The following is a 12,874-nucleotide window of genomic DNA, read 5'->3' as shown; positions in this document are numbered from 1 at the left end:
ATCAACATCCTGACAGCTGGTGCAGCGCGGAAATGACCCGAGTGACGTCATCGTCGGTCATATCCGGGAACAAAGGGAGTGAACAGATACGCGCGCTGTTCCATTCCGTATTCGGTAAGGAAAGCGTCGGGAAACGCTCGCGGTAGTATTTTTGCGTGTGGGCCGCGCGGAAGTGCAGGCCGGTGCCGATGCCCATGGCTTTCAGTTTTTCCATCAACGCATCGCGGCTAATCCCGCAGGTGGCTTCATCCACGCGAATAATAAACAGGTGCCAGGCGTGCTGGTGTTCCCATTCCGGTATCGCCAGCGGCTTAAACGGCGTATCCGCCAGCTCGCGCAGATAGCGTTGGGCAATCTCGCTACGCCGCTGGTTGGCATGGGCCAGTTTATCCAGCTGTACCAGCGCCAGCGCGGCGTTGATATCGGCCAGATTGTATTTAAAGCCCGGCGAAATCACCTCCGCCTGCGGCGCCCGGCCATGCGTCTGACGGTCATAGGCATCGACGCCAAGTCCGTGAAATTTCAGGCTACGAATGCGCGATGCCAGCGCATCGTCATCGGTCACGATCAGACCACCTTCGGCGCAGGTCATATTTTTGATGGCGTGGAAAGAGAAGATCGCGCAGCCGCGTCCACCCACGTGTTTGCCCTTGTAATACGTCCCCGCCGCGTGCGCGGCATCTTCAATCACCGGAATGCCGTGACGTTCTGCCACGGCGCGAATCGCGTCGATATCCGCAGGCGCGCCCGCATAGTGCACGGGAATAATCGCCTTGGTGTTGGGGGTAATCGCCGCTGCCACAGACTCGGCGGTTATCATCAGATTGTCGCGATCGACATCGATCATCACCGGTGTCGCACCCAGCAGACAAATCATGTTCAGCGTGGAAACCCAGGTCTGGGATGGCGTGATGACTTCATCGCCCGGGCCAATGCCCAACGCCATCAGCGTGACGTGCATGCCGCCAGTCGCCGAACTCACCGCCACGGCGTGACGGTTGCCGGTCAGCGTACAGAATGCCTCTTCCAACGCCTGGTTTTTCGGTCCGGTAGTGATCCAGCCCGATTGCAAAACTTCACGCAGCGCAGCCAGCTCTGCGTCGCCCATCGACGGGCGCGAAAACGGCAAAAATTCGCTCATCATGTTCCTGTTCTGTATATGACCCTTTCAGGGTTACGGGGTCGATAGAAAAAATATCCTGCGCCAGCGGACTTAAACAAAATGAAAATGGAATCTCTTCAGCACCACTTTTCATTCCAGGGTATTTGACGTTATTAAATTTAGACGGGGTTGCTTAGGATAATATTAAGAAATTAATATAATTTGCCAGACAGACAATAATCAATTGTTTTTAAATGGAATTTACAATTGACGAGGCGGGAGAAGAGAGGGAAACTGGCTCCCGTTCATGGGCAAAACAGGAGCACGATGTAGTAAAGTAAACAGACATTAAACGGTTAAACAATAAATAGAATTTTATTCTGCAATCTGAATTTCAAAAACAGATCTTAGCTCACAAAATCATTTCCGGTAGATGACAAATTTGCAGGAAAGTCAGTCGGTAATTGATTAGCCGGGCAATTAATGACGCTGTTATTATCCGCGCCGCAATCACGTATAAAGGTAATGGTGGCGAACTCGTCAATCACTTCCGTCGGGTAAGCCGGTCCGGCTTCACGGTAAGAAACCATCAGCGGGATATGATCGTTCTGGAAGCAGACGGTTTTTTCCGGATTATTCATCACCCAGCGCGGGAAGAAGATGGTGCCGTGAAACAGTTTGTCGCCGAGGTTGACGATCAGGCTCACATCAGTGCCGGTCGGTTCGGTCCAGGAAATTTTGTAGATGCTTTCACCAACGCGAACGATGTAAGCCTGCTGATCTTTCACCCAACGATTCGCGACGATACCGCTGTGAATTCGGTAATCCAGGGTGTTGGCGTTTTTCACGTAAATTTCGTAATTCCAGCCGTTATCGTAGGTATAAACCAGATGTTTGCCGATAAAACCGCTCAGGTCATGTTTGTCGAATGTGCTCATAATCTGTTCTCCTCTATTTGTTGAGAACAAGCATACTGCTTTAAAAAATGGATGAATAACGCTATGTTTTGATGAAACTCATTCACTTTTTCGATAAATCATGCACAAAACGACGCTGGAACAATGGGCCTTGCTGGAAAAAGTCATCGCGCTCGGAAGTTTCGCAAAAGCAGCAGAAGAGACTCACCGCAGCCAGTCTTCGGTGAGCTATAACCTCGCCCTGTTGCAGGAAAGGCTGGGCGTCGCGCTGCTGCACCCCTCAGGCCGCCGCGCGGTCCTCACTCCGGCCGGAGAGCTGCTGCTAAGCCAGGTAAAACCGCTCCTGCAGGCATTTTCATACGTTGAAACCCGCGCGGCGACCCTGCACAACGGCGCACGAACCCGTCTGGACCTGGTTGTGGACAGTATTTTCCCTCGCGAACGGCTGTTTGCCATTCTGCGCCAGTTTCAGCAGCGCCATCCGCAGACTCAGGTGAGGCTGACCGAAGTCCTCGAAAACATGAAAGATGAGCAGGAGGCCCGCAGCGAAGCCGACGTGATGGTACTCACCCGCCGCCAGGATATTACCGGGCGCGGCGAATGGTTGATGAACATTGATTTTGTTGCCGTTGCCCACCGGGACCATCCGCTTGCCAGACTGAGCGGCCCCCTCGACGACAGTGCGCTGGCCTCCTGGCCGCTGGTACGTATCGCCGATCGCAGCGACGACCCGCAGACGGGGCGCGAGGCGTGGACGTTTTCCACCATTGATGCCGCTATCGATGCCGTGCTCTATCAGGTCGGCTTCGGCTGGCTCCCGGAAGAGCGCATCCGCTCCCGGTTGGATCAGGGTCTGTTGAAAATATTGCCGCTCAGCCACGGCGCCCGACGCGCCACCCCGCTGCACCTGATCGTCAAACGCGATCTGGCGCCCATTGATGAGCAGCTCGCCACGCTGCTGGCGCTGTTCAGAGCGCCCTGAATCGCCCGCTTGCGCGGGCCTACGGGCCACTCATCCTTCACGTTGTCTCGACCTGGCTAACCTGCAGACAATCTGAATGATGAAGTGTGTATATGAAATTCTTATACTTTCTGTCCTGACATTGATCCAGGTTAGGCCTGAAGTATGATGAATTATTAAAATCATCATACTTTCCTTCCTGTTGAGATAAAGACCTTGTCTATTTTCCGCACCACGCTGCTGGCGCTCCTCGCCTGCGCACCTCTGTTGACCGCCGCCGCTTCCTACGACATCACCACCGCCTGGCCGGTGAACGTGGGTCCGCTGAATCCGCATCTGTATACCCCCAACCAAATGTTTGCCCAAAGCATGGTGTATGAGCCGCTGGTCAAGTACCAGGCGGATGGTGCGGTGAAGCCGTGGCTGGCTACCCGTTGGAGCCACTCTGCGGACGGGAAAGTGTGGCTCTTTACCCTGCGTAACGACGTGCAGTTTTCTAACGGCGAGCCGTTCAATGCGCAGGCTGCGGTCGCCAACTTCCAGGCGGTGCTGGCTAACCGGCAGCGCCATGCCTGGCTGGAGCTCACCAATCAGATTACCGACGTGCGGGCGCTCGGCGATACGCAGCTGCAGATTACGCTCAAAAGCGCCTACTACCCTTTCTTGCAGGAGCTGGCTCTGCCGCGCCCGTTCCGTTTTATCGCCCCTTCGCAGTTTGTGGAAGGGGGAACGCAACACGGTATCAAAGCGCCCATCGGTACCGGCCCCTGGGTACTGAAAACTTCGAAACTCAACCAGTATGATGTGCTGGTACGTAACGACCGCTACTGGGGTGACAAACCGGCGATCCGCCAGGTGACCGTGAAAGTGATTCCGGATCCGATGACCCGCGCCGTGGCCTTTGAAACCGGCGATATCGATCTGCTTTACGGTAACGAGGGCCTGCTGCCGCTGGATACCTTCGCCCGTTTCAGCCATAACCCGGCCTGGCGTACCCAGCTCTCTCAACCTGTGGAAACGGTGATGCTGGCGCTTAACTCCGCCAGAGCCCCCACCAATGAACTGGCGGTGCGTGAAGCGCTGAATTATGCGGTGAACAAAAAATCGCTGATCGACAATGCGCTGTACGGTACGCAGCAGGTGGCCGACACGCTTTTCGCCCCTTCCGTGCCATACGCCAACATTGGTCTGAAACCGCGCCACTACGACCCGCAGCAGGCAAACGCCCTGCTGGAGAACGCCGGTTGGATCCGGCCCGCGGGCAAAGCGATTCGCGAGAAGAACGGCCAGCCGCTGCACATAGAACTGTCGTTTATCGGTACCGATGCCCTGAGTAAGTCGATGGCGGAGATAATCCAGGCGGATATGCGCCAGGTCGGGGTGGATGTGGCGCTGGTCGGTGAAGAGGAGAGCAGCATTTACGCCCGCCAGCGCGACGGCCGCTTTGGCATGATCTTTAACCGTACCTGGGGCGCGCCGTATGACCCGCATGCTTTTATGAGCTCAATGCGCGTCCCCTCGCACGCTGATTACCAGGCGCAGCAAGGGCTAGCGGACAAGCCACTGATTGATAAAGAGATTGGGCAGGTTCTGACCACCAGCAACGATGCGCAACGTCAGGCGCTGTATCGCGATATTCTGACTCGTCTGCACAACGACGCGGTCTATCTGCCCGTCAGCTATATCTCAATGATGGTGGTGGCGAAACCCGAGCTGGGAGCGATTCCTTACGCACCGGTTACCGCTGAAATTCCGTTCGAACAGATCCAGCCGGTGAATCCCTGATGCAACGTTATCTGCTGCGCCGCATTCTGCTGCTGATTCCGATGATTTTTGCCGCCTCGGTGATTATCTTCCTGATGCTGCGCCTCGGCACCGGTGACCCGGCGCTCGACTATCTGCGGCTTTCAAACCTGCCGCCCACGCCGGATATGGTGGCCTCTACGCGGGCGATGCTCGGGTTGGATCAACCGCTCGTCGTCCAGTACGGCCGCTGGCTGTGGCGGGCGCTGCATCTCGATTTTGGCGTATCATTTGCCACCCAGCGTCCGGTGCTTGACGATGTGCTGCGCTTCCTGCCCGCCACGCTGCAGCTGGCGGGCGCGGCGCTGGTGCTGATCCTGCTGACCTCGGTACCGCTGGGCATCTGGGCCGCGCGTCACCGCGAGAATTTGCCGGATTTCATCGTGCGGATCATCGCCTTTCTCGGCGTGTCGATGCCAAACTTCTGGCTCGCCTTTTTACTGGTGCTCTTCTTCTCGGTCTATTTACAGTGGCTGCCGGCTCTGGGCTACGGCGGCTGGCAGCATATCATCCTGCCGGCCGTGTCGATTGCGTTTATGTCGCTGGCGATTAACGCCCGCCTCCTGCGCGCCAGCATGCTGGAAGTCGCCGGACAGCGCCATGTCACCTGGGCACGCCTGCGCGGCCTGAATGCCAGGCAAATCGAACGTCGCCACATTCTGCGCAACGCCTCGCTACCGATGATTACCGCCGTGGGAATGCACATTGGCGAACTGATCGGCGGGACGATGATCATCGAAAATATCTTTGCCTGGCCGGGCATCGGGCGCTATGCCGTTTCGGCCATTTTTAACCGTGATTATCCGGTTATTCAATGTTTTACGCTTATCATGGTGGTGGTATTCGCCCTGTGTAATCTGGCGGTCGATCTGGTAAATGCCGCGCTGGACCCGCGCATTCGTCGTCATGAAGGAGCGCGCTCATGAGCTTTTTCTTCTCAGCGCGCGGTTCGGTGCGCGCGGCGCTGGTCATCATCGTCCTGCTGACGCTGGTGGCGCTCACCAGCCAGTGGTGGCTACCGTATGATCCGCAGGCCATTGATTTACCTTCCCGTCTGCTGTCGCCAGACGGCCAGCACTGGCTGGGAACCGACCATCTTGGCCGCGATATTTTCTCCCGTCTGCTGGCGGCGACCCGGGTGTCGCTGGGGGCGGTGATGGCCTGTTTACTGCTGGTTCTGGCGCTGGGGCTCCTCATTGGCGGCTGTGCCGGCCTGATGGGCGGGCGCGTCGATCAGCTCACCATGCGGGTGGCCGATATGTTTATGACCTTTCCTACCTCCATTCTGTCGTTCTTTATGGTCGGCGTGCTGGGGACCGGGTTGAGCAACGTGATTATCGCCATCGCCCTGTCGCACTGGGCATGGTACGCGCGCATGGTTCGTAGCCTGGTGGTGTCCCTGCGCCAGCGCGAGTTTATTCTCGCCGCGCGGTTGAGCGGCGCAAATCGCTGGCGGCTTTTCCTCGATCACCTGGCCGGCGCGGTGGTGCCGTCGCTGCTGGTCCTCGCTACCCTCGATATCGGTCATATGATGCTGCACGTCGCCGGGATGTCGTTCCTCGGCCTTGGCGTCAGCGCACCCACGGCGGAATGGGGGGTGATGATTAACGATGCGCGGCAGTTTATCTGGACCCAGCCGCTACAGATGCTGTGGCCCGGCCTGGCGCTGTTTATCAGCGTGATGGCCTTTAACCTGGTGGGCGACGCGCTGCGCGATCGTCTCGATCCTCACCTGATCGCGGAGCACAGCCACTGATGCCGCAAAAGATCCAGTTAGAACACTTTACCCTGTGCGCCGGCCGCCCGCTGGTGACGGAGCTGTCGCTGACCCTGCGTCGCGGGCAGGTGCTGGCCCTGCTGGGCAGCAGCGGTTGCGGAAAATCGCTGACCTGTGCCGCCGCGCTTGGCGTTCTGCCCCCCGGCGTCCGGCAAACCGCCGGGCGTCTGCTGCTGGACGGCATTCCGGTGCACGGCGAACAGCTACGGGGCGGTACCATTGCCACCATTATGCAGAATCCGCGCAGCGCCTTTAATCCGCTGTATACGATGGCGACTCACGCGCGGGAAACCTGCCGCGCCACCGGCCAGCCTGCGGATGATGCGGCGCTTATTGCCGCCATGACCGCCGTCGGTCTGGAAAACCCGTCTCAGCTGCTGAAACGCTATCCCTTCGAGATGAGCGGCGGGATGTTGCAGCGAATGATGATCGCCCTCGCCCTGCTGAGTAAAGCCCCCTTTATCTTCGCCGATGAACCCACCACCGACCTCGATGCCGTGGCGCAGGGGCGCATTCTGGATCTGCTGGAAGAGATTGTCACCAGCCGCGGCCAGGGCCTGCTGCTGGTGACTCACGACATGGGCGTGGTGGCGCGACTGGCGCACGAGGTCGTGGTGATGGACCGCGGGCGCATCGTCGAGCATTGCGACGTCAATACCCTGTTCAGCGCTCCCCGGCATCCGGTGAGTCAACGGCTGCTGGCGGCGCACCTGGCGCTGTACGGAATGGAGTTTGCAGGATGAACCTACTGAATGTTACCGACGTCAGCCACGATTACCCGCACCATCCGGGCGTGCTGCGCGACGTCAGCCTGAACGTCCAGGCGGGTGAAACGGTGGCGCTGCTTGGACGCAGCGGCTGCGGTAAAAGCACCCTGGCGCGGATGCTGGTCGGCCTTGAGACACCGGATCACGGCGAGATAACCTGGCGCGGGACGCCGATTCATACGCTAAAAGGCGACGCGCAACGGGCGTTTCGTCGTGATATCCAGCTGGTTTTCCAGGATGCTCAAAGCGCGGTGAACCCGCGAAAAACGGTGAATGAGATCATCAGCGAGCCGCTGCGCCATCTGTTTCGCTTCGCGCGCGATGAGCGCCAGGCGCGGGTCGACGCGATGATGCAGGCGGTGGACCTTTCTCCACACCTGCTCGACAAACGCCCGCACCAGCTCAGCGGCGGGCAGCTGCAGCGGATCTGCCTGGCGCGGGCGCTGGTTGTGCGTCCCCCCTTACTGATCCTCGATGAGGCCGTCTCGAATCTTGACCTCGTTTTACAGGCGGAGATCGTTGCGCTGCTGAAGCGTCTGCAGGTACAGTTTTCTACCGCCTGCCTGTTTATCACCCACGATCTGCGGCTGGTAGAGCGCTTTTGCCAGCGGGTGATGGTGATGGAAAGCGGGCAGATTCTTGAGACCACGGCGGTCAACACGCCGCTGCGCCTTCAGTCAATGGCAGGACGGACACTTCAACGGGCGGTCCTCCCTGCTTTTCCACCTTCCCTTGCCATAGAGAAACGACCATGCAGCGCGTAACCCTGACTCTTGATGACGATCTTCTGGCGACCCTGGACGCGCTGAGCGCCCAGCGCGGCTATCACAACCGTTCGGAGGCGGTGCGCGATATCTTGCGCAATTCGTTGATGCATGAGCATGCGCAGCGGCCCGAACAGCGCGGTTACGCGGTGCTTTCCTATGTCTATGAACATGAAAAGCGCGAGCTGGCAAGCCGACTGATCGCCACGCAGCATCACCATCATGACCTGTCCGTTGCGACGCTGCATGTACATATCAGCCATGACGACTGTCTGGAGATTGCCGTCCTTAAAGGTGAAATGGGCGAGGTGCGGCATTTTGCCGATGAGGTGATTGCCCAGCGCGGCGTACGTCACGGGCATCTGCACTGCTTAACCGCGCAAGACGAGGGTCCGCACGACTGACCCGCCGATGATGGCGGAAACGCAATTCGACGTATCGCCCTGAAAACCGACCAATTTAACGTGGTTTATCAACAGTTGATAAACCACGTAAATTATATGCTTTCACCACTTTTCTACCTGCCTATAATGGCCGCTCATTTAACGATCTCGTTATGGCGAGGCTCCTGCACAAATACAAGTTACCGCCCTGCTGGTATCGAGAGAGACCACTCAGGGAAATACAGGCATCCATCGAATCAAGGTGTTGCCAAGGTAACTTCTGACGGCATTCATGCCGGACAGATACGTTGTGCAGTGCTAAAACCAGGACGTAGGGATCTGCCTGTGCTCATCCTGTCTTGTTCGCCCCTATGAGTGATTTTTTATAGGGAATTACACCATGTCTTCAATGCAACACTGCGCCGCGCATCTGGCCACTTCCGCCTTCGACGGCGATGCGATCGCCCAGTACATGCGTACCGATTTTATCACTCTGCCCGAGCACCTCAGCGTCTATGAAGCGCGGGAGCTCTTTGTCTCGCAGCTCACCAGCGATGATATTCCAGGCCAGGTCTTTGTGGTGGCCGGAAAGAAGCTGCGCGGCAGTTTATCGATTAAAAAGCTGCTTCAGGAGAGCGATACGGCGCAATCCATTCGCTATCTGATGGACAGCTGCCTGTTTCGCGTGAAGCCCGATGATGAGCGTCAGGAGGTGGTCGCCGAACTGAGCGAACGCGGACTCGACCTGGTGCCGGTGGTTGAAAAAGGCGAACTGGTCGGCTGCCTGATGGAGAAAGAGATTGCCCATCTGCTGGAAGACGACGTCACCGAAGATGTGCATCGCCAGGGCGCAACGCTCCCGCTGGATAAGCCCTATCTGGAGATCAGCCCGTGGACGCTGTGGAAAAAACGTTCGGTGTGGTTATTGCTGCTGTTCGTCGCGGAAGCCTACACCAGCAGCGTCATTCAACATTTTGAAGAGGCGCTGGAATCGGCCATTGCGCTGGCCTTCTTTATTCCGCTGCTGATCGGTACCGGCGGTAACAGCGGTACGCAGATCACCTCCACGCTGGTCCGTTCCATGGCGCTCGGGGAAGTCCGCCTGCGCGATATGGGCCGGGTGATTCGTAAAGAGATGACGACGTCGCTGCTGATTGCCATCACTCTCGGTCTGGCGGGCTGCCTGCGCGCCTGGATGATGGGCATTGGCATGGAGATCACCCTGATTGTCAGCCTGACGCTGGTATGTATTACGCTGTGGAGCGCGGTGGTATCGTCAGTGATCCCTCTGACGCTTAAGCGCGTGGGCATCGACCCGGCGGTCGTCTCCGCGCCGTTTATCGCCACGCTGATTGATGGCACCGGGCTGATTATCTACTTCAAAATCGCCCAGCACTTTCTTGGTCTGAGCTGATAAATCGGGGGCAGCTTCCCGTAACAGGAGGCTGCCCCTGTCTTACGCTTCGACCAGCGCCTGGGCGCAGGCCCAGGCGGAAGACCATGCCCACTGGAAGTTGTACCCCCCCCAGCCAGCCGGTCACATCCATCACTTCACCGATAAAATAGAGCCCCGGCACCTTGCGAGCTTCCATGGTCCGCGACGACAGTTCGTGCGTATCGACGCCGCCGAGGGTCACTTCCGCCGTGCGATAACCCTCGGTGCCGTTGGGCTGCACGCGCCAGGCGGTCAGCGTCTCCACCAGCATTTCCTGCTCGCGCACATTGAGCTGTTTTAGCGTGACGTCCGGAATTTGTCCCAGCTGCTGCAGGCACTCCACCAGCCGCTTCGGCAGCTGCATGGCGAGGGTGTTTTTCAGGCTTTGATTCGGATGTTCGCTACGCTGCTCGTTAAGGAACTCATCAAGATGGCAATCAGGCAGCAGGTTGATGGTGACAAACTCGCCCGGCTGCCAGTAGCTGGAAATCTGCAGCACCGCCGGCCCGGAGAGCCCGCGGTGGGTAAACAGCAGATTCTCGCGGAACAGCGTGCCGTCCTGTGCGGTAATGGTTGATGGCACCGAAACGCCCGAGAGCACCTGCAACTGCTCAAGCAGCGGTTTATGCAGCGTAAAGGGCACCAGGCCCGCACGGGTCGGCAGCACCTTGAGACCAAACTGCTCGGCAAGTTTATAGCCAAACGGCGACGCCCCCAGCCCGGGCATCGACAGGCCGCCGGAGGCGACCACCAGTTTTTTCGCCGCCACCTCGTCGCCATTAAGTTGCAGTCTGTAGCCTTCATCATCGCGTTCGACGCTGATAATTTCGCTACGCAGGCGAATTTGCACGCCGCCCTTTTCACATTCCGCCAGCAGCAGGTTGACGATTTGCTCAGCGGAATCATCACAAAACAGCTGGCCGAGGGTCTTCTCATGCCAGGCAATACCGTATTTGCCCACCAGTTCGATAAAATCCCATTGGCTATAACGCGCCAGCGCAGATTTGCAAAAATGCGGGTTCAGGCTGAGATACGCTGCCGGCTCAATATACATATTGGTAAAGTTGCAGCGGCCGCCGCCGGACATCAGGATTTTACGGCCTGGCTTTTTGCCATTATCCAGCAACAGCACGCGCAGCCCCGCCTGGCCCGCCTGCGCTGCACAAAACATTCCCGCCGCTCCGGCGCCAATTACAATGGCATCAAACCTTTCCACGCAACTTTCCTCATATCCCGATTGTCGGGAATTGTAAATTTTTCACGCTGGTCGCACCAGCACGAAAATCGATGTATTCATGTACATCATTGAAAGATATAGGATTACTCTCAAGCAGGTAAAATCCAGACAGGAAGAAAATCAAAAAAAGTCTATATTTCACTTTGCCCGCGCCGCTAAAGTCACTGATAATGCGCCGCGTTCATGTCCTCAAAATGGCGTAACGTCCTATGCTACATTTATTTGCCGGTCTGGATTTACATACCGGGCTATTACTATTGCTTGCTTTAGCTTTCGTGCTGTTTTACGAAGCGATTAACGGTTTTCATGATACCGCAAACGCTGTTGCTACTGTGATTTACACACGCGCAATGCGGTCACAACTTGCTGTTGCGATGGCGGCCCTCTTCAACTTCTTCGGCGTTCTGTTGGGTGGTCTCAGCGTCGCTTATGCCATCGTGCATATGCTGCCGACCGACCTGCTGCTTAACATGGGTTCCGCACATGGCCTCGCCATGGTGTTTTCTATGCTGCTGGCAGCGATTATCTGGAACCTCGGTACCTGGTATTTTGGCCTCCCGGCCTCCAGTTCGCACACGTTGATCGGCGCTATCATCGGTATTGGTTTAACCAATGCGCTGATGACCGGCACGTCCGTGGTCGATGCGTTGAATATCCCGAAAGTCATCGGTATTTTTGGCTCACTTATCATCTCACCGATTGTCGGTCTGGTGGTTGCTGGCGGCCTGATTTTCATTTTGCGTCGTTACTGGAGCGGTACCAAAAAACGTGCCCGTATTCACCTGACGCCTGCAGAACGTGAAAAGAAAGACGGTAAGAAAAAGCCGCCATTCTGGACCCGTATTGCTCTGATTCTGTCCGCCATTGGCGTATCGTTCTCACACGGTGCGAACGACGGCCAGAAAGGCATTGGTCTGGTCATGCTGGTGCTGATCGGCGTGGCGCCGGCAGGTTTCGTGGTTAACATGAATGCCTCCGGCTATGAGATAACCCGGACCCGCGATGCGGTGAACAACGTGGAAACCTTCTTCGAACAGCGCCCTGAGCTGTTGAAAAAGGCCACCGGCGTTGATCAGCTGATTCCGTCTCCGGAGGCCGGGACGGCCGCCAGCGGCGGCGAGTTCCATTGCCATCCGGCGAATACCATCAACGCACTGAATCGCGTGAAGACGGCGCTGACCGGTATTGAAAGCTATGACTCGCTCTCCATTGATCAGCGTAGTCAGCTGCGTCGCATCATGCTGTGCATTTCCGACACGACCGATAAAGTCGCGAAGTTGCCGGAAGTGAATGCTGACGATCAGCGCCTGCTGAAGAAACTGAAAACCGATATGCTGAGCACCATCGAGTACGCGCCAATCTGGATCATTATGGCCGTGGCGCTGGCGCTGGGTATCGGCACCATGATCGGCTGGCGTCGCGTGGCGACCACTATCGGCGAGAAGATCGGTAAGAAAGGTATGACCTACGCGCAAGGTATGTCAGCCCAGATGACCGCTGCGGTTTCGATTGGTCTGGCGAGTTACACCGGTATGCCGGTTTCCACCACCCACGTGCTCTCCTCCTCCGTAGCGGGGACGATGCTCGTCGATGGCGGCGGCCTGCAGAGAAAGACCGTCACCAGTATTCTGATGGCGTGGGTGCTGACCTTGCCGGCAGCGATTCTGTTGTCAGGCGGACTGTACTGGATAGCCCTCAAGCTTATCTAAGTCCGGTTATTAGCGCTGA

Annotated in this window: 11 protein-coding genes, 1 pseudogene and 1 riboswitch; of the genes and pseudogenes, 9 read left to right on the top strand and 3 right to left on the bottom strand. The window is 57.3% G+C overall.

Annotation, left to right across the window (positions count from 1 at the left end):
• Window position 1 precedes the first annotated feature (1 nt).
• Together arnB and BV390_RS20280 are read right to left on the bottom strand one after the other, a co-directional pair.
• Entirely contained in the window at window positions 2-1,141 is a 1,140-nt protein-coding gene (gene arnB, locus BV390_RS20285) for a UDP-4-amino-4-deoxy-L-arabinose aminotransferase (RefSeq protein WP_046853371.1), read from the bottom strand.
• Window positions 1,142-1,509: 368 nt separating this feature from the next.
• Window positions 1,510-2,043 carry a phenolic acid decarboxylase gene (locus BV390_RS20280; RefSeq protein ID WP_168185425.1) on the bottom strand — a complete coding sequence of 178 codons (534 nt, stop codon included), beginning with the start codon at window positions 2,041-2,043 and terminating at the stop codon, window positions 1,510-1,512.
• A 97-nt stretch (window positions 2,044-2,140) separates the two neighbouring features.
• On the opposite strand from BV390_RS20280, the gene BV390_RS20275 reads away from it, so the two are divergent.
• From BV390_RS20275 to BV390_RS20240, 8 genes are all read left to right on the top strand, one after another.
• Entirely contained in the window at window positions 2,141-3,001 is an 861-nt protein-coding gene (locus BV390_RS20275) for a LysR family transcriptional regulator (RefSeq protein WP_032690379.1), read from the top strand.
• 195 nt (window positions 3,002-3,196) lie between these two features.
• On the top strand, window positions 3,197-4,765 hold the full coding sequence (gene nikA, locus BV390_RS20270; protein WP_032696943.1) for a nickel ABC transporter substrate-binding protein: 1,569 nt from the start codon (window positions 3,197-3,199) through the stop codon (window positions 4,763-4,765).
• The gene (gene nikB / locus BV390_RS20265) at window positions 4,765-5,709 is read left to right on the top strand and encodes a nickel ABC transporter permease subunit NikB (RefSeq protein ID WP_032690377.1); all 945 of its coding nucleotides are present in this window, start codon (window positions 4,765-4,767) and stop codon (window positions 5,707-5,709) included. Before nikA ends, nikB begins: the two co-directional genes overlap by 1 nt.
• A complete protein-coding gene (nikC, locus tag BV390_RS20260; RefSeq protein WP_032690376.1) occupies window positions 5,706-6,539 on the top strand; it encodes a nickel ABC transporter permease subunit NikC in 834 nt (277 codons plus the stop codon). The genes nikB and nikC overlap by 4 nt, the downstream gene beginning before the upstream one ends.
• Window positions 6,539-7,303: a nickel import ATP-binding protein NikD gene (gene nikD, locus BV390_RS20255; RefSeq protein WP_085397268.1), complete on the top strand. Its 765-nt coding sequence runs from the start codon at window positions 6,539-6,541 to the stop codon at window positions 7,301-7,303. Before nikC ends, nikD begins: the two co-directional genes overlap by 1 nt.
• A complete protein-coding gene (nikE, locus tag BV390_RS20250) occupies window positions 7,300-8,091 on the top strand; it encodes a nickel import ATP-binding protein NikE (RefSeq protein ID WP_085397267.1) in 792 nt (263 codons plus the stop codon). Before nikD ends, nikE begins: the two co-directional genes overlap by 4 nt.
• Window positions 8,079-8,495, top strand: a complete 417-nt coding sequence (nikR, locus tag BV390_RS20245; protein WP_032690373.1) for a nickel-responsive transcriptional regulator NikR — start codon at window positions 8,079-8,081, stop codon at window positions 8,493-8,495. Before nikE ends, nikR begins: the two co-directional genes overlap by 13 nt.
• A 139-nt stretch (window positions 8,496-8,634) precedes the next feature.
• Window positions 8,635-8,818, top strand: a riboswitch (M-box (ykoK) riboswitch).
• 56 nt (window positions 8,819-8,874) lie between these two features.
• Window positions 8,875-9,888, top strand: coding sequence for a magnesium transporter (locus BV390_RS20240; RefSeq protein ID WP_032690372.1), 1,014 nt, complete (start codon window positions 8,875-8,877; stop codon window positions 9,886-9,888).
• A gap of 42 nt (window positions 9,889-9,930) precedes the next feature.
• Here the strand turns inward: BV390_RS20240 and BV390_RS20235 are convergent.
• Window positions 9,931-11,125, bottom strand: a pseudogene (locus tag BV390_RS20235) (BaiN/RdsA family NAD(P)/FAD-dependent oxidoreductase).
• A 230-nt stretch (window positions 11,126-11,355) separates the two neighbouring features.
• Between BV390_RS20235 and pitA the strand changes: the two are divergent.
• Window positions 11,356-12,855 (top strand): inorganic phosphate transporter PitA, encoded by a 1,500-nt coding sequence (gene pitA / locus BV390_RS20230; RefSeq protein WP_032696945.1) that lies wholly within the window; start codon window positions 11,356-11,358, stop codon window positions 12,853-12,855.
• The last annotated feature ends 19 nt before the right edge of the window (window positions 12,856-12,874 follow it).

Source organism: Klebsiella sp. YJ, assembly GCF_002108615.1.
Taxonomy (GTDB): domain Bacteria; phylum Pseudomonadota; class Gammaproteobacteria; order Enterobacterales; family Enterobacteriaceae; genus Klebsiella; species Klebsiella planticola.
The sequence above is the reverse complement of the archived record's forward strand: the minus strand, read 5'-3'. Positions and strand labels throughout refer to the sequence as shown.

Bases quoted from the DNA above. Each gene is read 5' to 3' on its own strand.
- pitA (WP_032696945.1), top strand. From the start codon at position 11,356: ATGCTACATTTATTTGCCGGTCTGGATTTACATACCGGGCTATTACTA.
- BV390_RS20275 (WP_032690379.1), top strand. From the start codon at position 2,141: ATGCACAAAACGACGCTGGAACAATGGGCCTTGCTGGAAAAAGTCATC.
- nikD (WP_085397268.1), top strand. From the start codon at position 6,539: ATGCCGCAAAAGATCCAGTTAGAACACTTTACCCTGTGCGCCGGCCGC.
- nikR (WP_032690373.1), top strand. From the start codon at position 8,079: ATGCAGCGCGTAACCCTGACTCTTGATGACGATCTTCTGGCGACCCTG.
- nikC (WP_032690376.1), top strand. From the start codon at position 5,706: ATGAGCTTTTTCTTCTCAGCGCGCGGTTCGGTGCGCGCGGCGCTGGTC.
- nikE (WP_085397267.1), top strand. From the start codon at position 7,300: ATGAACCTACTGAATGTTACCGACGTCAGCCACGATTACCCGCACCAT.
- BV390_RS20240 (WP_032690372.1), top strand. From the start codon at position 8,875: ATGTCTTCAATGCAACACTGCGCCGCGCATCTGGCCACTTCCGCCTTC.
- nikB (WP_032690377.1), top strand. From the start codon at position 4,765: ATGCAACGTTATCTGCTGCGCCGCATTCTGCTGCTGATTCCGATGATT.
- arnB (WP_046853371.1), bottom strand. From the start codon at position 1,141: ATGAGCGAATTTTTGCCGTTTTCGCGCCCGTCGATGGGCGACGCAGAG.